At 52.7% G+C, this 20,408-nt stretch carries 21 protein-coding genes; 17 read left to right on the forward strand and 4 right to left on the reverse strand.

Annotated features, from left to right (window positions below; all coding sequences use genetic code 11):
* Positions 1 to 36: 36 nt before the first annotated feature.
* Positions 37 to 1,005: a LysR family transcriptional regulator gene (locus tag ACO0LH_RS01065; protein WP_422939186.1), complete on the reverse strand. Its 969-nt coding sequence runs from the start codon at positions 1,003 to 1,005 to the stop codon at positions 37 to 39.
* 251 nt (positions 1,006 to 1,256) lie between these two features.
* Between ACO0LH_RS01065 and ACO0LH_RS01070 the strand changes: the two genes are divergently transcribed.
* Complete coding sequence (locus ACO0LH_RS01070; protein WP_422939187.1) at positions 1,257 to 1,547, forward strand: DUF4148 domain-containing protein; 291 nt, start codon at positions 1,257 to 1,259, stop codon at positions 1,545 to 1,547.
* 206 nt (positions 1,548 to 1,753) lie between these two features.
* Here the strand turns inward: ACO0LH_RS01070 and ACO0LH_RS01075 are convergent, their stop codons facing one another.
* On the reverse strand, positions 1,754 to 2,170 hold the full coding sequence (locus tag ACO0LH_RS01075; RefSeq protein WP_422939188.1) for a winged helix-turn-helix transcriptional regulator: 417 nt from the start codon (positions 2,168 to 2,170) through the stop codon (positions 1,754 to 1,756).
* A 217-nt stretch (positions 2,171 to 2,387) separates the two neighbouring features.
* Here ACO0LH_RS01075 and ACO0LH_RS01080 point away from each other — a divergent pair, with 217 nt between their 5' ends.
* Positions 2,388 to 3,320 carry a hypothetical protein gene (locus ACO0LH_RS01080; protein WP_422939189.1) on the forward strand — a complete coding sequence of 311 codons (933 nt, stop codon included), beginning with the start codon at positions 2,388 to 2,390 and terminating at the stop codon, positions 3,318 to 3,320.
* 9 nt (positions 3,321 to 3,329) lie between these two features.
* Here ACO0LH_RS01080 and ACO0LH_RS01085 read toward each other — a convergent pair whose 3' ends face one another.
* On the reverse strand, positions 3,330 to 3,851 hold the full coding sequence (locus ACO0LH_RS01085; protein ID WP_422939190.1) for a hypothetical protein: 522 nt from the start codon (positions 3,849 to 3,851) through the stop codon (positions 3,330 to 3,332).
* Between the two features lie 184 nt (positions 3,852 to 4,035).
* On the opposite strand from ACO0LH_RS01085, the gene ACO0LH_RS01090 reads away from it, so the two are divergent.
* From ACO0LH_RS01090 to ACO0LH_RS01115, 6 genes are all read left to right on the forward strand, one after another.
* Positions 4,036 to 4,998 (forward strand): MBL fold metallo-hydrolase, encoded by a 963-nt coding sequence (locus ACO0LH_RS01090; RefSeq protein ID WP_422939191.1) that lies wholly within the window; start codon positions 4,036 to 4,038, stop codon positions 4,996 to 4,998.
* 51 nt (positions 4,999 to 5,049) lie between these two features.
* A complete protein-coding gene (locus ACO0LH_RS01095; protein ID WP_422939192.1) occupies positions 5,050 to 5,364 on the forward strand; it encodes an antibiotic biosynthesis monooxygenase family protein in 315 nt (104 codons plus the stop codon).
* 11 nt (positions 5,365 to 5,375) lie between these two features.
* The gene (locus ACO0LH_RS01100; RefSeq protein WP_422939193.1) at positions 5,376 to 7,577 is read left to right on the forward strand and encodes a molybdopterin cofactor-binding domain-containing protein; all 2,202 of its coding nucleotides are present in this window, start codon (positions 5,376 to 5,378) and stop codon (positions 7,575 to 7,577) included.
* A gap of 33 nt (positions 7,578 to 7,610) precedes the next feature.
* The gene (locus tag ACO0LH_RS01105) at positions 7,611 to 8,060 is read left to right on the forward strand and encodes a (2Fe-2S)-binding protein (protein ID WP_422939194.1); all 450 of its coding nucleotides are present in this window, start codon (positions 7,611 to 7,613) and stop codon (positions 8,058 to 8,060) included.
* A complete protein-coding gene (locus ACO0LH_RS01110) occupies positions 8,060 to 8,662 on the forward strand; it encodes a hypothetical protein (protein WP_422939195.1) in 603 nt (200 codons plus the stop codon). Before ACO0LH_RS01105 ends, ACO0LH_RS01110 begins: the two co-directional genes overlap by 1 nt.
* A 143-nt stretch (positions 8,663 to 8,805) precedes the next feature.
* Positions 8,806 to 9,648, forward strand: coding sequence for a lipase family protein (locus ACO0LH_RS01115; protein WP_422939196.1), 843 nt, complete (start codon positions 8,806 to 8,808; stop codon positions 9,646 to 9,648).
* 93 nt (positions 9,649 to 9,741) lie between these two features.
* Here the strand turns inward: ACO0LH_RS01115 and ACO0LH_RS01120 are convergent, their stop codons facing one another.
* Complete coding sequence (locus tag ACO0LH_RS01120; protein ID WP_422939197.1) at positions 9,742 to 10,236, reverse strand: DUF3224 domain-containing protein; 495 nt, start codon at positions 10,234 to 10,236, stop codon at positions 9,742 to 9,744.
* 77 nt (positions 10,237 to 10,313) lie between these two features.
* Between ACO0LH_RS01120 and ACO0LH_RS01125 the strand changes: the two genes are divergently transcribed.
* The 9 genes from ACO0LH_RS01125 (at position 10,314) to ACO0LH_RS01165 (ending at position 20,396) form a co-directional block, all read left to right on the forward strand.
* The gene (locus ACO0LH_RS01125; protein ID WP_422939198.1) at positions 10,314 to 11,210 is read left to right on the forward strand and encodes an AraC family transcriptional regulator; all 897 of its coding nucleotides are present in this window, start codon (positions 10,314 to 10,316) and stop codon (positions 11,208 to 11,210) included.
* A gap of 158 nt (positions 11,211 to 11,368) precedes the next feature.
* A complete protein-coding gene (locus ACO0LH_RS01130; RefSeq protein WP_422939199.1) occupies positions 11,369 to 12,838 on the forward strand; it encodes a DUF4157 domain-containing protein in 1,470 nt (489 codons plus the stop codon).
* Entirely contained in the window at positions 12,835 to 13,617 is a 783-nt protein-coding gene (locus ACO0LH_RS01135) for a hypothetical protein (protein ID WP_422939200.1), read from the forward strand. Before ACO0LH_RS01130 ends, ACO0LH_RS01135 begins: the two co-directional genes overlap by 4 nt.
* 119 nt (positions 13,618 to 13,736) lie before the next feature.
* Positions 13,737 to 14,600: a hypothetical protein gene (locus ACO0LH_RS01140; RefSeq protein ID WP_422939201.1), complete on the forward strand. Its 864-nt coding sequence runs from the start codon at positions 13,737 to 13,739 to the stop codon at positions 14,598 to 14,600.
* A gap of 185 nt (positions 14,601 to 14,785) precedes the next feature.
* Positions 14,786 to 16,336: a methyl-accepting chemotaxis protein gene (locus ACO0LH_RS01145; RefSeq protein ID WP_422939202.1), complete on the forward strand. Its 1,551-nt coding sequence runs from the start codon at positions 14,786 to 14,788 to the stop codon at positions 16,334 to 16,336.
* A gap of 256 nt (positions 16,337 to 16,592) precedes the next feature.
* On the forward strand, positions 16,593 to 17,573 hold the full coding sequence (locus ACO0LH_RS01150; protein ID WP_422939203.1) for a hypothetical protein: 981 nt from the start codon (positions 16,593 to 16,595) through the stop codon (positions 17,571 to 17,573).
* A 128-nt stretch (positions 17,574 to 17,701) separates the two neighbouring features.
* Positions 17,702 to 19,021: a M20/M25/M40 family metallo-hydrolase gene (locus tag ACO0LH_RS01155; protein ID WP_422939204.1), complete on the forward strand. Its 1,320-nt coding sequence runs from the start codon at positions 17,702 to 17,704 to the stop codon at positions 19,019 to 19,021.
* A gap of 170 nt (positions 19,022 to 19,191) precedes the next feature.
* Positions 19,192 to 19,659, forward strand: a complete 468-nt coding sequence (locus ACO0LH_RS01160; protein ID WP_422939205.1) for a MarR family winged helix-turn-helix transcriptional regulator — start codon at positions 19,192 to 19,194, stop codon at positions 19,657 to 19,659.
* Positions 19,660 to 19,970: 311 nt separating this feature from the next.
* Entirely contained in the window at positions 19,971 to 20,396 is a 426-nt protein-coding gene (locus ACO0LH_RS01165) for an organic hydroperoxide resistance protein (RefSeq protein ID WP_422939206.1), read from the forward strand.
* Positions 20,397 to 20,408 lie beyond the last annotated feature (12 nt).

Genomic DNA, 20,408 nt, shown 5'->3' on the forward strand with positions numbered 1-20,408 from the left:
GGTGATCCGCACAAGCCAGTGACGCCGCAAAAAAACTCACATCTTCCCCAGCACCGCGCTACATAAACCACCCGTAAAATCCTGTCCCAGCCAGATATCACTTTCCGGATTGGGGTATTTGGATAAAATGAAATCGACAAAGCTGCGCACCTTGGCCGACAGCAGACGGCGGCTAGGGTACACCATGGAAACCGATACACGTCCAAAGCATTTATCGGGAAACAGGCGCACGAGCCTGCCACTTTCCACATCGCCCATCAATTGAAATGAGGTGCGCAGCGCCAGGCCCATCCCAGCCAGGGCGCAGACGCGCAACACATCTGCATTGTTTGAAATGATCGTACTATGTATGGGAATCTGCCTGGCCGTGCTGACATCTTCACCTGCATTGCGCACCATCCAGTGATCGCGCAGGAATTCATAACTGAAATTCAGGCAGCGGTGATCAGAAATATCTTCCGGGGTTTGCGGTGTACCAAATTTTTCCAGGTAGGCAGGAGACGCGCACAACACCACCTCTGAAGTCGCCAGCTTGCGAGAAATCATATTGCCATCGATTTTTTGCAAGTCGAGGAAAAAACCAATATCGATGCCCTCTTCCACCAGGTCTACCGGATGATCGGTAATCTTGATGTCCAGTATCACGTCGGGGTATTCCCGCGCATATTCTGGCAACAAGGGAGCCAGTTGCGCCTTGCCAAAATGCGGGACAGAATAAATCCGCAAGGTGCCACTGGGTTTCTTGGCGGAATACGAAGCCACGGCATCGGCGTCGTCAATATCGGATAATATCTGCCTGACGCGTTCCAAATAAATGTGGCCAGTCTCAGTCAGCGACAGTTTGCGCGTCGAGCGGTTCAGCAGGCGCGTGCCCAGATGCGCTTCCAGATCGGCAATATAACGGGTGACAACGGCGTTTGACATCTCCAGCGCCACGGCTGCCCGGGCAAAGTTGCCCAGCTCAACCACCTTGGAAAAGATACGCATTGATTGCAGGCGGTCCATTTTTCAAGTCCTTTATTGTTTCGGAATCCGCAACAGTATATTCCAGAATACCTACTTTATTGTTGATTCCGAAAAGCCTACACTGCATTCATCGGTGAACGGCAACAGATTTAATGCAGACACCGAACCGGAAACGCTGGCTTATTTTACAAGTTGCCATCGGAAGTGAAGCAAAGCCTCACTTCTCATGGCAATTAAAAATAAGACAACGGAGACCGCAACTCTTAACTTATCAATGATTGGAAATGAAAATGAATGCGAAACAAACTCTTGTAGCAGCCAGCCTTTTAGTGTTGACAAGTACAGCTGCCTTTGCTGCCGATACCACTACAGTGGCCCCAAAAACCCGCGCTGAAGTGATTGCAGAACTGGTGCAAGCCCGTGCCAACGGTGAAGAACTGGGCGCAGAAGGCTATGCCTGGTACCAGGCACAACGTGCAGTTCTGGCATCCAAAGCCAACACTGAAACAAAAATGGCTGCTGAAAAATCCAATGCTGATCAGGTAGCGACTGCAAAGACCCAAAAAGCGCAGCAAAACTAAGTCTTTCGCTTTAACAGGTCATTGCGGATAGATTGCATGGCAAGCCAGATGAACATTGGTTCATCTGGCTAAAGAAAACCGGCAATCTGTTCGCGCCTGACCCACAACACAAAAAAGCCCTGAACTGCTCTATGCATCAGGGCTTTATTGTTTTTGCAGCAATTCATTGAGCGCAGCACCGTCTTATCAGAAACTCATACGACAGGTCAGCGTTTCTGCTTTAACTCATAGATTTTTGAAGATATCTTGTCGCTAGCCGCTGACAGTTCATCCATTTCAGTTGCCGCCACAGCCTTCCTGTTTCTGAATTCCGCCCCCCATTTCGCCATCAAGGACAAGATAGGCGCCAGGGTCTGGCCATGTTCTGACAATGAATATTCCACCTTCAAGGTTTTACCTGGGGTTTCGATGCGGGTAATGATGCCATCGGTTTCCAGTTCGCGTAACTGTTCGGTCAACACCTTATGCGATGCTCCCTGAGTAAGCCGTTTCAATTGCCCAAAACGGATAGGGCCGTCTTTCAGGTAATACAAAACCAGAGTCTTCCATTTACCCGAAATGACATCGGCTGTAGTTTTTACCGGGCAATCTTCCAGCCGCATGGGCAGTCTGACGATTTTCACGATACGCTTATCCTTTCATCTCTTCAAATAGCGGAAAAACCTGTTGCATCTTCATGCTCACAAATATGATTTCCCTATGGTAAGGCCATTGAGCCTGAATGCACAGTAAGTACAAAAAAGTGCCTAATAGCGGGCACAAGAGATTGTTATTAGAATTCTTCGCAGCGCGCGCTGCAAGGTCTTTTTACTTTCCTTTTGACTTACTGGATTTTCAAACATGGTAACTCTGAAAAATAATCCCCGCGCAGCACCAGGCTGGAAACCCCTTTTTGTACAGCTTGCCAGCGTTGGTCTGGGTCTGCTATTTTCCATGCACGCACTGGCAGGTGATCTGACAGGCGAAGCCGTTGTCACAGCCACCCCCACCAATAATTTTAACGAAGCACAGCAAAAAACCATTCGTGTCGTGCACGATGGTGACCCGGTATATTTTCATGTACGCCTGCCCAGGCCCTTGAAAGAGTATGTTTACCCCACGTTCTCGAATGAGCAACTGGGACTGGTGCTCGCCGTCGGCCCACGTGGTCAACCTGCGCAGCAGCATAATGCCATCGCCTTGTTTTTGCGTGAGTCAGAATTAAACAGTACAGAATTACATCTGAACCTCGCACCAGGAGAAGTCAGAAAATCCTCCATGCATGTATGGCTGGAAACCGTGGGCGGTGGCAGGCCAGGGCTGTGGGAAAACGAAATACGGCTGCTGGGCAGGAACAACAGCCTGTTGGCAGTCGCCCCACTGACGGCAGACGTCAGCGATGGCATCAGCAAATATAAGGCCATGATAAAAGAATACGGCAGCCGCTTCGTCGTCGGCGACCCGGCCTCGAACGAAGCACCCGCCAATATACACAGGCGCGATCTGCGTCTGGCCGATGAAGTACTGAAACAAGCGAGCCAGCTATTGGGTAAAAAACCGGATGCCAGCTATTTCACCGATGATGGCTGGGCCGACCACCGGAGCCGCACAGGCAACATTGAATATCAGATCACGACGGCGACAGCATTGCTCAACCTCAACAAGAAACCCTGCTATCAGAATCTCAGCGTCAAAAAATATCCGATCAGTGGCCGTATCGAAGTTGAACTCGATGGAAAACCGCGCGATCTCAGCCCGGAAAATTATAAACGCGCCATGAGTGATGCGCGTTAGCGCAATTCGTCAAATGTGCGCCCGGCCTGCTGGCGACACCAGCAACGCCGGGAAATATTGCCTCAGTGCCAGCAACAATTGTCTGGCATAGGGAGCAGGCAATGCCAGCTTGCTTGTTTCGCCATTGTGGCGCTGTATTTGCAATCGCACCGCCTTAACACCCTTAGGTATGTTTTGATTCTCCCCTATCATGATTTGCCTGCCGCCACGGCGATAGCTGAATTCCACCAACGTCAATTCAGCGGGTTTGCCTAAGCATCCGCTTTTTTGCAATTGACGCAGTCTGAACCAGTCCAGCGCAAAAGAAATCGCCGCCAGGCCAAATACCACGATGCCAATAATAGAGGCAGCAACCGATTTTGCCATGATGTGTTGCCACATCAAAAATCCCAAGCCTGCCACTGCAAAAATTGCACCTCCAAAAGACCCCAAAAAGGCCAGTCTGGTTCGCCTGATTTCATCATTGAGCCTCACTTCGAGCATCGACACTGCCGCAAATTCAGCTTGTCTGGTCAAGGTATTTTCTTGCATGGCATTTTCCAAAGAGAAGTGGAATAAATTTTAGCCTGCTTATGGAAAAACAGATACAGACACGTACCGGATTATTCAAGGCAACACCGCTTTGTTGCCTTGCCCGCAGTTACTTATTTGTGCCTAATGGTGAAAAAAAAACAGACATCCTAAAATAAAAAAGTATTCATTTTCTGTAAAGACCATGTTCCCCACATATTGTTTTCAACGCATCTGCAAACACCTGTTGCCACTTGCCGTACTAGCTTGCGTGACTGTATTTGCGCAAGCCAGTACGACAAAGGGCTACACGCTGAAAGAAATCCGCGGCGGTGTTTATTTTCTGTCTGATGGTGCCTATAACACCATCTTCATCGTTGCTGACCAGGGTGTAATTGTGGTGGATCCCTTGCCGACGCTGGGTAAAAAATATTTGCAGGCCATTGCAGAAGTAACGCCCCTACCCGTCGTCTACATCATCTATAGCCATGAACATCTGGATCATATCGGTGCTGCCACGCTGTTTCCAGCCAGCGCGAAAATCATTGCGCAAACTGAAACCCGGCGGGCACTGGAAAAGGCCAATGATGCGCGGCGTCCGCTGCCAGATATTTCTTTCGACCAGTCTTACCGTCTGCAATTGGGCAATCAGGAAGTGCTACTTGAGTATGCCGGCAGCAATCATACGGCGGGGAATATCGTCATACACCTGCCAAGGCAAAAAATCCTCATGCTGGTTGACGTGATTTACCCTGGCCATGCCCCTTACCCCAATCTGGGCGTGGCTAGCGATATAAGCGGTACGCTGGCTGTCAATCGGGCGGCACTGAACTATGACTTTACTGATTTTGTCGGTGGCCATGTCGGTCAGACAGGTGAGCGTAAAGACGTACAAACTTCACTTGAATTCCTGAATGCCGTAGAGAGCACAGCAAGACAAGTGCTGACAGAAAAAACTTTTCCTGACTATTTGCGGCAAACCCCGAATGCCCTGGCCAATGGCACCTGGTTTGCCCATGACGATTATGAAAAAGAGCGCGTCGATGCTTGCTATGCGCGACTGTTGCCCGGATGGGAAACTCGCTTGCTAGGCCTGGCGCGCTCACTGAAATCACATTGCTGGGCAATGATCGTCAGCCTGGCCATTGCCATGCCGCCAGAAAAATAAATTTGCTGTCATCACGCCATTTACTAACCCTGCCTGATCGAGAACTGCGACATGATTATTGAATACCTGCGCTATCAACTGCAAAACCCGGCTACCTGTGAAGAATTTGAACAAGCCTATCTGGCAGCCATGAAAATCCTGAGGCGATCTCCGCATTGCCTGGGCGTAGAGATGGCGCAGTGTCTGGATGCGCCTACTGACTATATCGTGCGCATCAGCTGGGACAGCGTGGCCGGGCATATCGAAGGTTTTCGCAAGAGTGCCGATTTTCCTGCCTTTCTGGCCCTGGTGCGCACCTACATACCCTACATGCCGGAAATGCGGCACTACCAATTAAAACCTGGCAGCGAAACCCTTGCTGCCTGACAGGAAAAACCATGATCATGGACCTCAGCAAACCAGCCAATCTGCCAAATCCATCCAGACGCAATCTGATCAAGTTGATCAGCGCAACTGCTGGTGCCCTGACGTTGGGTTTTGACTTGCCTGCACTGGCAGCCAGTCTGGCCAGCGAAGTAAAGCTCCACTCTGCCGGACAAGAAATTGCACTCGGCAGCTGGATCAAGATCACGCCGGATAATCAGGTCACTGTCATGTTGTCTCAGGCAGAAATTGGCCAGGGCATCAGCACCACCCTGCCCGCCATACTGGTCGATGAACTGGGTGCAGACTGGCAAGGCATACGTCTCGAAACCGCCCCGTTTGCCCCAGCCTTTCGCAACCCCAAGCTGAACTGGATGTTTACCGGCAATAGCGAAAGTACCCAGTCGTTTTTTGACCTGATGCGCAAGACCGGTGCCAGCGCACGCGAAATGCTGGTCAGTGCGGCAGCACAGCGCTGGCAAGTGGCAGTAACTGAATGCCATGCTGAAAACAGTCATATCGTACATGCCGGTTCAGGCAGAACATTCGGGTTTGGTGAACTGGTGGCAGATGCCGCCAAATTGCCAGTACCTGAATCCCCGATACTGAAAACGCAACAGCAATTAAAGCTGGTCGGCCGCCCACTGGCACGCATCGATATCCCCTCAAAGGTCGATGGCAGCGCCGTGTTTGGCATAGACCTGCAATTGCCAGACATGCTGCATGCCGCCATACGCATCTGCCCCTACATAGGCGGCAGCATGCAAACCTATGACGATACCAGCATAAAAACGCAGCCAGGTGTCATTGCAGTAGTGCCTTTTCCAAACGGGCTGGCAGTGGTGGCAAGCAGCTACTGGCTGGCCAAATCCGCGCTCAACAACTGCCCACCAGAATTTGTCGCCGCCGCTGACAGCAAGCTCAATTCTGCGCAGTTAAGATCAGATTATCAAAACGCCCTGGAACAGGGGCCATTTGTCACGGCAGCCCAGGAAGCAGATGCAGGCAATGTGATCAGCAAGGCAAAAAACCGCCTGCAAGCCAGTTATGAAAATGCTTTCGCCGCCCACGCGACAATGGAACCCATGAATTGCACAGCCCATGTCAGCGCTGACAAATGTGAGATATGGGCACCAACCCAGGGACAGGAATTTGCCCACGTCGCACTGAAAAATATCTTCCAGCTAAAGGACGAACAAGTCATCATCCACCGCACCGAAGCCATAGGTGGCGGTTTTGGTAGACGTCTGCTACCTGATTTTGTCATACAGGCCGCACTGATTTCCAAAGCTGTAGGCAATCCGGTGAAACTGCTATGGGACAGAGAAGAAGATTTCGCCCATGATTATTACCGCCCCGCCAGCCTGCTGGCACTGGAAGCCGCCGTGGATGAGCAAGGCTATCCCGCCGCCCTGGCAGTGAAACTGGTTTCGCCGACCATACTATTGCCAGTGTTCCCACCTATTGCCGGCATGCTCAAGGAAAAACACATCGACCCCAGTGCCATAGAGGGCCTGACTGAAATTCCGTATGACATTGCGGCAAAACGCCTGGATTTTCATTTGCTGGAAACAGCCATCCCCACCTCCGTCATGCGCACCACGGGCTTTGGTCCCAACCTGTTTGCACTTGAATGCTTTATCGATGAACTGGCACATGCCGCCAGACGTGACCCGCTGGCCTATCGCCAACATCTGCTACGCGACAATCCACGCGCAATGGCCGTGCTGGCAAAAGTCGCCAGCATGAGCCACTGGTCAACCAGGCCAGCGGCAAAAAATCGCGGCCGCGGCCTGGCGTTTGCCTATGCCTTTGGCACCCTGATTGCGCAAGTGCTGGAGGTGGAAGTCAAAGGCGACGCGATACGTCTGCTTGACACCTGGCTGGCCGTCGATTGCGGGCAGGTGCTGGACCCCGGCATTGCTGCCGCCGGTATCGAAGGTGGTGTGGTGTTTGGCCTGGCCTATGCCAATACCGCCATCAGTTTCAGCAAGGGGCGCACAGATCAACGCAATTTCAATGACTACGAACTGCCGTATCTGGCGCAGACACCCCATATCGCCGTTGAATTCATCAACAGCGGTGCCACCCTTGGCGGCGTGGGCGAAGTCAGCCCCATTACCGTGGCGCCCGCCTTGTCAAATGCCGTATTTGCAGCCACCGGCAAGAGAATCCGGCAACTGCCACTTGCACGGCAGAGGTTCAGGCTCGCCTGATTTTACTTCGTTCATATCAGCAGAAAGAGACATATGGAAATCAACATCAATGGGCAGCAGCACAATATCAATATCGATGGCAAGACACCCTTGCTATGGGCAATTCGCGAAATCCTGGGTTTGACCGGCACCAAATTTGCTTGCGGCATTGCCGCCTGCGGCGCCTGCACCGTACACATCAATGGCAATGCTGTACGCTCCTGTTCTTTCCCTGTAGAAGCAGCCAAAGGGCAGGAAATCACCACCATAGAAGCCTTGTCGAGAGACCGCTCCCATCCCTTGCAGCAAGCCTGGATAAATGTTCAGGTGCCGCAATGCGGTTACTGCCAGTCGGGCATGTTGATGACAGCCGCAGCACTGATCAAGAAAATCCCCCAACCCAATGATCAGCAAATCAATGAAGCCATGACCAATATCTGCCGTTGTGGCAGCTATCACAGGGTGCGTATCGCCATTAAAAAAGCGACCAGGCAGGCAGTATGATGGCGCGCATCACATTGCAACTAGTCATCAGCCTGGCATTGGTTTGTCTGGCGTTGACCAGCTCAGGTCAAGACGCCCATGCCGCCAGCGTGCGCGACCAAGAAAGCCTGAATGCCTGGGCACAGGTCGAAAAAGTATTATTGCATCCGCGCTGCCTGAACTGCCATTCCGCTGGTGACCGCCCACGCCAGGCAGATGACAGACACGTTCATCAGTTTCGCGTCCTTAACGGTCATCAGGGCACAGGCAAACCCGGTACTTTATGCATAGGCTGTCATCAGGCCAGCAATCAACATACCAGCGGCGTGCCTGGTGCGCTCAACTGGCAGCATGCGCCCACTTCCATGACCTGGGAAAGCAGTCCAGGCACAGCTCTGCAAGGCAAACAGCTATGCCGTGTATTGCGTGACCCGAAAAAAAATGGTGGTCGCGACCTGCCCGCATTGATAGAACACCTGCGCACAGAACCCTTGGTCTTATGGGCCTGGGCACCTGGCAATAACGCCAAAGATGAAGCCCGAACCACACCACCGATATCACATGAAGACTTGATCAGCCATGCCAGTTTATGGGCAGACAAGGGGGCGAAATGCCCTTCGTGATTTTTCGACCATTCGTCATCAACTTATCTCCGGTTACGCGCAAAAATTCATTGCCTATTACTTAACAATACCTTATCTTGAATGAAGAAATGAGTTCTGGTCAACAAATTCGCTGGCCCGGCTTGTCAACATCAAGGTGAAGCATGGACTACGATCCCACCAAAACCGCCCTGTATCATCCAGAATTGCAACCCGCCCTGCTGAATGCGGACAAAAAATGGACACGGCATGCGGCCTGCGCAGAACTGTCAAGACTGGCCTATACGCGTTTTGAAAAAGGCGACCCGCATCTGGCCGACCTGAAAAAGACGCTGCATGATGCGCAATTTTCGTCGGCCCAGTTCTTTCAGAATGCCGCGACGGGCACGCAAGCCTTTGCCACCACCAGCAAGGATGGTCAATCAGCTTTCCTGGTGTTTCGCGGCACGCAAACCGATGACCTCAGCGACATCATCAAGGATGGCGAATTCTTGCCTGTGACCTGGGGCGACCGTGGCAAGGTACACCTGGGTTTCCTGCAGGCATTTCAAAGCATAGAGGCTGAGCTCGATGCATGGATATCAGCCTGCCAGGCAAGCATCATCTGGATCAGTGGCCACAGCCTGGGCGCGGCGCTGGCCACCCTGGCAGCGGCCAAATATACCAAGACCCATCTGGTCACTTTCGGCTCACCACGTGTTGGTGACGGGCAATTTGCCGATGCCTTTATCGGCCGTGATGTTGCGCGCTATGTCGATTGCTCGGATCTCGTCAGCTTCCTGCCGCCCGATTCCATCTTTTACAAACACCTGCGCGGCCTACACTACATCGACAAACATGGCCGCATCATGCCCGACATGACAGCTGCCGACATCCTGGCCGACCAGACCGTCGCCAAGGCTGAATACCTGATCGAATCAAGCTGGAAGCTGGCCAATGTCGGCTTTCGTTCCATGGCTGACCATGCGCCCATCAATTATGTCAGGGCCTTGCTGGGCGAAATCTGAGCAAAAAATTCCCGAAGCGCTGATTAAGCCAAGCGCGATGCGTCATCAGCGCTTTCCCTATGGCAAGCGCTGGGGTAACGCCCACGGTAACGCTTAAGGCAACTGATAGTCAAAGGTGTAAAAATGCTGCCCATTGGTGATCTGTATGCGCATCTGCCCACTGATGCCCAGCAATTCTTCGGTGCCTGAATCAGGCACGACCTGCACCGTCAATTGCGGTATGCCACGGTTCATGACACCTGTGTGCATCAGGATGAAAGTGCCTTTTTTGCCCTGCAAGCTGCCGGTCACGCGTTCAATGGCGACATAGCCTGCTGATCCTTTCGTGGCCGTGCCAGCCGCAATCATTTCACCCAGGCTATGGGCTTCCAGTTCACCATGAAATTGCTTGTCTATGGTTTGTCGCCCTAGGTTGGCAGCGGCGATGCTAGCCGCTGCAGGCTGAGGACTGAGTTTGACTTCAAATGTACCGGTCACTGACATTTTACTGCCCTCCTTTAAAGTAATCTGCGCCTGCGCGGCGGCTTGCCAGGCAAAAGAAAAAAGTACAATGGCATATGTTGCCAGACGATGAATTTTAGCTGTCATTACCCTGCTCCGTTAAAATGAAATAGCACAGGCTTCTTCCTGTGCGCAGGGCACATTACACAGGATATGAAAACGGCATGATAGGAAAAACGCGACAAGCACAGGCCACATCGGTCACACCAGCCACACCAGCCACACCAGCCGCATCGCTGGCATCTGAGATACCGGATACCTCCCCGGCACCAGGCAAACCACGCGGCGTGCTGCGCCCCAGCCTGCCGCAAGGTGAATTCCAGCATCACCGTCGCCTGCCTTCGCCAGCGCTGGCTGGGCTGATTGAGCATTACTGGTTTGTCAGTTGGGATTTGCGCGGCCTGTCTGCGCAACAACAAGAAACCCTGCCCCACCCAAATGTGCAACTGGTGTTTGAAGCAGGTCAGGCGCGCATCTATGGCGTGCATACTGCGCGCTTCATCAAACACCTGCACGACCAGGATCGCGTGTTTGGCATCAAGTTCAGGGCCGGTGGTTTTTATCCGTTTTACCGCCAGCCGATTGCCACGCTGGAAAACCAGTCCATCGATATCAGTGCCTGCTTTGCAGAAGCTGGGAAAAGCCTGTGTGGGCAAATCCTGACCAGCCCGGATTTCGACACCATGTACAAACTGGCAGAACAATTTCTGCTACAGCAGTTGCCTGCACCTGACAGCCAGGTTAAACGCGTCAGCAGCCTGCTGGCCCGCATCGCCAGTGACCGTGATATCACTTCGGTAGAACAGTTGATGACACTGGCAAGTCTGGACAAACGCGCCCTGCAACGCCTGTTCCAGAAATATGTAGGCATAGGCCCGAAATGGGTCATCAGTCGCTACCGCCTGCATGAAGCAGTGGCACAGGTGCAGGAAGGCAAGACCATCAGCTGGAGTGGGCTGGCGCTGGAACTTGGCTATTTCGACCAGGCCCATTTCATTCGTGATTTCAGGCAATTGGTGGGCATGTCACCGCAGGAATATGAAAAAAGCATACAAGATTGACAGACCCTGATTTGCAGAATTATTACAGCAGCCAATAAAATCATTGCAAATACAGCAATCTCATTTCATACTCAAAGCCTTGCAAAAAATTCCACGAAATCCTTGCGAATTTACCTTCCCGCGATGTTCACATCGGCCGGGAAACCGGAGCGCATAGAATGAAAACTGCCATACCCGGCCCTGCGGGCAAGACAGAACAAGCAGCCACGCAGCACAGCAAGCCTGTATTGACACAGGGCGATCAACGCCCGCAGAGCCTGGCCCTGCAAATGCATCAAGACCATGCCGACCGCAGCACCCAGGCCATGCAACTCAAGACACAGTCTGCCTTGATGGCAAACAGCCCGCGCGCCACGCAAATGAAAGCGTTAGCACAGTTGATGGCGCATGCGTCAGCAAACCGGCACAAGCCCGTCCAGCGCATGGCCGATGAAGAGCCTCTGCAAGCCAGACTGGCTGAAACCGTCAAACCAGACCGGACCGGTCTGCCACGCCAACTGAAGGCTGGCGTGGAATCCCTTTCCGGCATGAGCCTGGATCATGTCAGCGTGTACTACAATTCAGACAAACCTGCGCAGCTCCAGGCGCATGCCTATGCCCAGGGCAGCGATATCCACGTCGCACCGGGCCAGGAACAACATTTGCCGCATGAAGCCTGGCATGTCGTGCAGCAGGCTCAGGGGCGCGTACGCCCTACGCTGCAAATGAAGACCGGTGTCGCCGTCAATGATGATCAGGCTTTGGAAGCCGAAGCCGATGTGATGGGGGCCAAAGCCATGCAACTGCATATTGATGGCGATAGCGCGCCAGTTGCCCACGCATATACCGGCGTGCAAAGCACGGTCGCACAACGTGCACTGGTCAAAGGTAAATTGAATGTGGTGGGCGAGAACCACGACGAATCAGACCCCAGGCGCGTCAAGGAAAGCACCTATACCAAATCTGAACTGGGTGAAGATGCCGGTTACTGGGGGGAAGGAGATTTTGCCACCGGCGACCGTACTGGCTGGGGCGATCCCAAACACTTGCGCCTTGCTGAACTGCTGAGCCGCCTCAACAAAAACTTCACTCCGCTGGAGAAATTGACTTCAAGATATCCTGAAAGCGAAGGCGAAATTCCTGCTGATCAACTGAAACTAATCAGGACTGCCCTTAAAGTGGTGCTTGACACCTATATGGGAAGACTGGTGGCTGAAATAAGCGTCAACATCGGCCTTAAAAAAGCTGGCAAAGATGCATTGACCGGGCACATGGATCAACCGTTTGTAACATGGGCGAAGAAAGCCCTGGAAATTAAAAAAGACATCATTAAACTGATCGCAGGCATTGATCAATACCTCATCGATAAAAGCGGGGAAGATGAATTAAAGCTTGATCTGTGGGCAACCTGTTTCAGCGCACAATATTTCAGCGAAGAATCGATCAGTGCACTATACAAAGGCAACACTCTCATTACGGAAGAACGCTCCTTTGCAATGGAAGACGCCGCCAGCCAGGCGCATGACCGCAAGGGTGTCTGGAAAATAGGCCAGGCCCATGTAGAAGACATCAAACTCATCACAGAAGAAGATGCGCGTGAGTACCACCTCATGGACAGAAGTGAATTCAATGACCTGCTGCCCTCATGACTGGCAGGCGCACCTTGCCTGAGTTGTGGATTTCAAGGGTTTGCGCAATATTGGGCAGCCTCATGCTGGTCAATACTGCCATGCCCTGCAAGGCAGATGAATTGCCAGCGACGGCAAAACGCAGCATCATCCTGCCTGTATTTGTCGATGGACTTGAAATGCGGCAAACCCGTTATGCGCTGGAACTGGCCTATGCTGCGCTGGGCATCAAGCTCAGTTTCGTCAACAGGCCGGCATTGCGCGCGCTGATCGAAGCCAATGACGGCCAGCTCGATGGTGAAGTCGTACGCGATTCTTCAATAGAAGCGGGGCACCCCAACCTCATCAAGGTCGATGTCCCCATGTTCAATTATTCAGGCAGCGCCTTCGTGCTCAAAGACAGCACCGAAGCACCTGTCAGCCTGGAGGCAGCCTCCAGATTGCCGTCGGTTGGCATCGTCCGTGGGGCAAGGCGGGTTGAATTTGAAACCCGGGGCTGGACCAATATCGTTGTCATCAATGACCATGCGGCTGCGGTGCGCATGCTCAAGATCGGCCGCATCACTGCCCTGCTGGGTGCGTATGAAGTCATCAAGGACGCCATATTGACAAACCAGTTCAGTGAAAGCGACTTCAGGTCGTATGAAGTCTACACCATGCAGGTTTTTCATTACCTGCACAAAAACAATGCCGACATCATCCCCGCATTGAGCACCCAGCTCAACAAGCTGAAAGGCAACCAGGCTACCGTGCTGGATGGCTTGCGCGCCGGCAAGCTCAAAGACTTCCCCAGGCAATAGTAGCCGAGTCGCTGGGTCGCCAGCAAGGGTACATTTCCCCTACATCGACAGTCCCACCTCTGACCATCCATGCACCAATGCGTTATGCTAGGCAGTCATATCATCAAAATGCCTTGTTCATGGAAATACAGACCCTCTCCACCGCCGCCAGACCCGACAGAAACGAAGACCTGGTCACCAGCTTCACGCATGGCGATGGGACACTGGATTTGCTGGTGTTTGATGGCGCCAGTTCAGTCTCTGGTCACGATTACCTTGATGCCGCGCTGGGTGACCCGGCCTGGTTTGTGCAGCAGTTTTCAGCAGCACTTGAAACCGTCGCCACGCCCATGACCAGCCAGGGCGACAGCATGACGCTGGCCCTGCATGCACTGCATGAGCGGCACCATGCGCTCCTGGTCGCTGCTGCCATGCCCTGCTACGCATGGCCAATTGCCGCACTCAGCTGGTTACGCGTGCAGGCCAATGGTATCGATGCGTGGTTGTACGCCCTGGGGGACTGCAAGACTTTCTTGCTCAATGCTGAGGGCCATGTGACTGATCTTGACCCATATGAAAACCCGCAAGAAGGCCTGCTCAAAGCCGCCGTTGAACAGCTAAAGCACGAAGGCCTGGATGAACAGGCCCGCTGGGCCAGGCTGTTGCCCATGTTAAGAGAACGTCGTGTGGCACAAAACATGAGCATGCAGCCATCCATAGTCTGCATGCACCCGCAAGGCCGTTTTGCAGCGCGTGAGCATCCTGTCCGCCTGGCAGGAGCAAGCAGCCTGCTGATGATGACTGACGGTTTCTACAGGCTGGTAGATCACTATCACCTGCATGATGATCAAAGCCTGATGCAAACCTGCACAATGCACGGGCTGGACGTTTTGATGCTGCAACTGCGTACTCATGAAGCAGGCGAGACCAGTGCTGGCATGAGTGTAAAGAAAGCAGATGACGCCTCGGTCGCGATGCTGAAACCGGGCTTGCAACACAATTGATTTGTACTCTGGCGTACATAACACTGACGATCAATCATGGACGGTACAAGTCAATATTGCCAATTAAAAATATTTAACAGACGCATGCCACCTATTTGATACACTCTGACAATACCAGTGCCAGATCGTCATTTAACCAATACCGTCGGCTGCCTACCCAAGGCGACCGGCATGATGGAGTCAGCATGAAATTTTCTGCCAAGATCGTCCTGTGTTCTGCCATACCCGCCGTCTTGTTTGCCATAGGCTTGGCCACCGCCATTACCTCGCTGATGTCGACACGCAGCCAGTTTGATAACTATATTTCAACTGAACAGGCGATAGAAAGAAACATCTCTGAAATGTATGCCCAGGGTTTGCAAATGGGGCAGGCGCTCAGAAACGTCGTGCTGGACCCCTCAAATAAAAAAGGCGTGGACAATTTTCTGGCGGCGCAAGTCGCCTATGACAAGGCCTTTGAAGAAGCCAAGAAAGTATCAGCACTCAATGGCACGATACAGAACCTGGCTGAACTGCCGAAACTGAGGGCCATCCACGCCCAGTCACAAGAAAAAATCGTGTCCATCATCAAGGAAAAAGGGGATGCCGCCCCCGTACTCAATACCGAAGAAACTCCCGCCTGGCGCAACCTGCGCACTGAATTGCTCAAGCAACGTGATGAGGCCGCCAAACGCTCTGCGCAAGAGCACACCAACGTCAACAACAAGGTGGGCTTCGTCGTCACGCTGTCGATCTGCCTGGCGCTGCTGGCCAGCCTGGTCGCCATCTTCCTGACCTTCTATTGCCAGAAAACCCTGCACAAGGAACTTGGCGGTGATCCATCCCAGGCCAGGGATGCGCTGGCCAATATTGCCAAAGGCAATCTGGCGCAAAACATAGACAATAATGCCGGTGACGACAGCCTCATGGGCGTGTTGCAAGAAATGCAGACATCGCTGGAATCACTCGTCAATGGCGTACGTGGCTCTGCCACCGGCATTGCCCAGGCTACCAATGAAATCGCCACCGGCAGCATGGATTTAAGCAACCGCACAGAAAGCCAGGCCAGCTCACTGGAAGAAACCGCAGCGTCAATGGAAGAACTCAATTCCACCGTCAACCACAATGCCGACAGCGCGAAAATGGCCAATCAACTGGCCGCCCAGGCTTCAGCGGTCGCCACCAGAGGCGGTGAAGTCGTCGAGCAGGTCGTAGGTACCATGCGCGGCATTAATGAATCATCCAAAAAAATCCAGGATATCATCGGCGTCATTGACGGCATTGCCTTCCAGACCAATATCCTGGCATTGAATGCCGCTGTCGAAGCCGCCCGTGCAGGTGAACAGGGCCGCGGTTTTGCCGTCGTCGCCAGCGAAGTGCGCTCCCTGGCCGGACGCAGCGCCGAAGCCGCGAAGGAAATCAAATCCCTGATAGGCAGTAGCGTCGAAGCGGTAGGCAAAGGCACACAACAAGTCGATCTCGCTGGCAGTACCATGGCCGAAGTGGTTGGCTCCATCCGCAAGGTCAGCGAAATCGTCGCCCAGATCACCGCGTCCAGTGCAGAGCAATCCAGCGGTGTCGCCCAGGTCGGCCAGGCCGTCAACCTCATGGATCAAACCACCCAGCAAAACGCTGCCCTGGTCGAACAAATGGCCGCTGCCGCCAGCAGCCTCAATGACCAGTCAGGCGAGTTGATGAGTGCGGTATCCGTGTTCAGGACCAGACAAAGTGGCGGCGCAATGCGGGTGATAAGGTGAAAGCATGCAGGGTGTCGCGCCACCCTTTTTGATACGCGTAGCCGGTAGCCCATCAGTGCGATTAACGTAGTGTAATCGCATATCTCTCGCACACATCTCACACACATCTCAGGAACTTTATTCCACACATTCGCGTTATTTGTGCGCGCCTAAACATCAAGGCTTTGTGTAACAAATTGTCCCTGTCAGGCCAGGCCACACTACTATTTTCAATTTCATAAGATAATAGTGGCACCTTAAAAGTCAGGGCCTCGCAGTGCAAAGAAAAACCATCCTTACGGTAGCCGCAGCGCTGGCCTTGTCTGCAATCACAGGCTGCGTCATGTATTTCGCAAGCCCGGCAGAAGTGGCGAGTGACACAGCGGACAAGGCAAGACAGAACAGCACCGCGCAACTGCCACGGCAAGACTCAGTCATTGCGACAAATTCCAGCACACAGCCCCTGCTACAAAGCCCGGCTTCAGCAGCAGCTGGCAATGTCATGCATCAGGAAATGCTGAATTTGCTGAACCGCAGCCAGAGCTTGCGTGCCTTTGTATATGAAGCACAAAAGCATCCCGAACTGGGTGGCTATTTGTATGCAGGCTATGTGCTGGAAATATGCAGGAACTTCCCTTACCCGCCTGACCCAGTTCAGGTAAAGGCAGATGTCAAATCTGCCATCGCCGCGCAGATCCAGGCGCAGTCAGCACTGGCTGCGCGTTGTGATATGTCGGTGCAAGAACTGAAAACTGCACAAGAACAGATGCCTGCATTTGACAGCCGCAAGCCCTATGATGCAGACCCGCAGGTTGCTTTGCACCACAACTTGCTGGTCGCTGAAACGCCTGACGCAAAACTTGCTGCCATCAATGCCATACTGGTCAATGGAGATGCTCTTGAACTGAATCTGCTGTCCCCTTTTGTGATGATCAAAGACAAGCAGGGTGCAGATCAGACGGCCCATTATTTTGATGGCCAATGGTATGTCAGCCAGGGAGACAAGAACAAACTATACCTGGCGCAAGACCTGGCCATGTGCAATCTGGGCCTGGATTGCGGCACCAATTCCACCCGCGGCCTGGTGCTATGTGCGAACCGGGGTTATTGCGGCGACACGGCAATCGATGCCATCCGCAATGGGCTGGCGACACAATCGGCCAATTCATTTGACGACGTGATGACACTGGCAAACCGGCTGAGTGCCGCATTCAGCAAAAAGAATGCTCACGCCTTCATGATACCGGATCACAAATAGGGCAATGCCTGTAAGAGAACAAATTCGTGTACATTAATGAAACCGTCTCATCGCACTGAATGCCAACTAAGCTCCTAATAAACTTCGACTGACCTACACCTTATATCCGCAACAGAAAGGCTCGCATCATGTTTCCTAAAACTGCAATGTTACGCGCAATTATTTCTGGCTTTGGCCTGCTCACCTGTGTCGCGCATGGCGCTGCGCAGGCAGAAGATTTATCGCCTGCCGAACAGCAAATCATTGCCGCCGTCAAAGGCCATTCTGATGCGGCCCTGCAATTGCTGGAACGCAGCGTCAACATCAATAGCGGTACCCTGAACCATGACGGCGTGCGCGAAGTTGGCAAGCTGTTTCGTGCAGAGCTGGATGGCCTGGGGTTCAAGACCAGTTGGTCAGAAATGCCTGCGGCCATGAACCGCGCCGGTCATTTGCTGGCTGAGCGCGAAGGTACGCAGGGCAAGCGCGTGCTGATGATAGGCCACCTGGATACCGTATTTGAAAAAGATAGCCCCGTACGTTTGTGGGACAGGAAAGGCAATCGCGTGCGTGGCCAGGGCGTCAACGACATGAAGGGTGGCGATGTCATTATGATAGAAGCGCTGCGCGCCCTGCATGCGGTGGGTGCACTCGACAATACCCGCATACAGGTCATCTTCAGCGGCGATGAAGAAAGTGCCGGTCACCCTATCAGTATTTCGCGCGCTGACCTGATCAATGCTGCCAAGCGCAGTGATGCCGCGCTGGCCTTTGAAGGCACTGCACTGGATGCCGATGGCAATGCCACCGGCACCGTAGGCCGTCGCGCGTCGGGCGGCTTTGTCCTCACCGTCAAGGCAAAACAAGGACATTCTGCCACCGTCTTTGGGCATAATGGCTATGGCGCGATTTATGAAACCGCCCGCATACTCAATAGTTTTCGTGAGCAATTGATAGAACCCGACCTGACCTTTAATGCCGGCAATATCATCGGCGGTACCGAGATCACCTATGACAGCCTGACCGGCAAAGCGACTGCCTTTGGCAAGACCAATGTCATCCCACCATCTGCCCTGGTACACGGCGACCTGCGTTATCTGAGCGCAGAACAAGGCAAGCGCGCAACAGAGCGCATGCGCGATATCGTCTCCAAAAACTTGCCCGGTACCAGCGCCAGCATCAGTTTTTCTGAAAACTATCCGCCAATGTCACCCACGCCCGGCAACTTCGCCTTGCTGGACATTTATTCCAAAGCCAGCAAGGATGCTGGCCTCGGCGAAATCAAGGCGCTCCCCCCCGGTGAGCGTGGCGCTGGCGACATACAGTTTGTCGCCCCCTATGTTGCCAGCCTTGATGGCTTGGGCGCCACCGGCAGGGGTGCGCATTCACCTGACGAGGACCTCGATATCTCATCCATACAAAAAGCTACCATCAGGACAGCGATTTATTTGTACAGGCTGACGCGCTGAATAGCGGGGCCTTAAGCAACCGGTGTATGGTAAAAGAATGGGCGATAACACGATATCGCCCATTCTGGCCGGCAGTCTGCTTTACTTCCTTAAAGATACTTCAGGATATTCTCAAAATATTTTTCAAAAATAACTTGCAATTAAATAGCACGCTATTTATTATGTGAAACATGAAGACGCCAAACACAACGCCCAATACCAAATCACTACCGGTACCGCAACTCGGTGACCAGCTTTGCTTTGCCCTGTATTCGACGTCGCTGGCAATGAACAAGCTGTACCGCAAGCTGTTGAAAAAAATGGGCATCACCTATTCGCAATACCTGGTATTGATGGTGTTGTGGGAACAGGATCAGCAGACCGTGAACGATATCGGTGCGCGCCTGATACTGGATTCTGCCACGTTGACACCCTTGCTCAAGCGCATGGAAGCACAGGAACTGATCACCAGGGTGCGTGCCGCAGCAGATGAAAGGCAGGTCATTATTTCGCTGACCAAGGCAGGCAATGATTTGCGCAAGCAAGCTGCCGCCCTGCCGATATCGGTCATGTGTGCTGCCGAATGTTCGTCAGAACAAATACGTGGCCTGAAGGATGAAATACTGGCCCTGCGTGCGGCCTTGCTGAAAAACGCATAAGGGGTTTGCCTGGTACAGGAACAGGTAATGGATTTTTTGTTTTAATGATTATTAAGTAGCGAACTATTTAATAGGTAGTTATATTTTTGAATTTTCATCTTGCATCAAGACTGCAAGTGCAATGGTCACGAAGCTGAGTTGAGCCTGGCGTATTTAAATCTGAAGCATAAAAATTTAAAAGTAGTGCGCTATTTAATAGGTATCAATATAAAAATAATAAGTAGTAAGTAAAAAGTAAGAAGCAAGAAGTAACAGCAGTTTTAACAAATCCCCGCAGCCCGAAAAGCTGCATAAACTGAAAGGAAGTTTGTATGTCAATAGCTCAAGTTCTCTACCGCGCCTATGCTAAAGCCACAGGTGGCCGTGATGGCCGTGCCGTTTCTTCGGACGGTGTACTGGATATCAAACTGGCGACACCAAAAGAATTGGGTGGTGCTGGTGGCCAGGCGACCAACCCTGAACAATTATTTGCCGCCGGTTATTCTGCCTGTTTTCTCGGTGCGATGAAATTTGTCGGCCAGCGCGACAAGATCGCCGTGCCTGCTGATGTGGCCGTCGATGGCATGGTTGGCATAGGCGCGATACCGCAAGGCTTTGGCATCGAAGTCGAACTCAAGATCAGCCTGCCCGGCATGGACAAGGCGGCGGCCGAGGACCTGATTGCCCGCGCCCATATTGTCTGCCCTTATTCCAATGCGACCCGCAACAATATTGACGTGACACTGACGCTTATTTAAGCCTTTCGACCT

Origin of the sequence: Undibacterium sp. TJN19 (genome assembly GCF_049339485.1) — a bacterium.
Classification (GTDB): Bacteria; Pseudomonadota; Gammaproteobacteria; order Burkholderiales; family Burkholderiaceae_D; genus Undibacterium.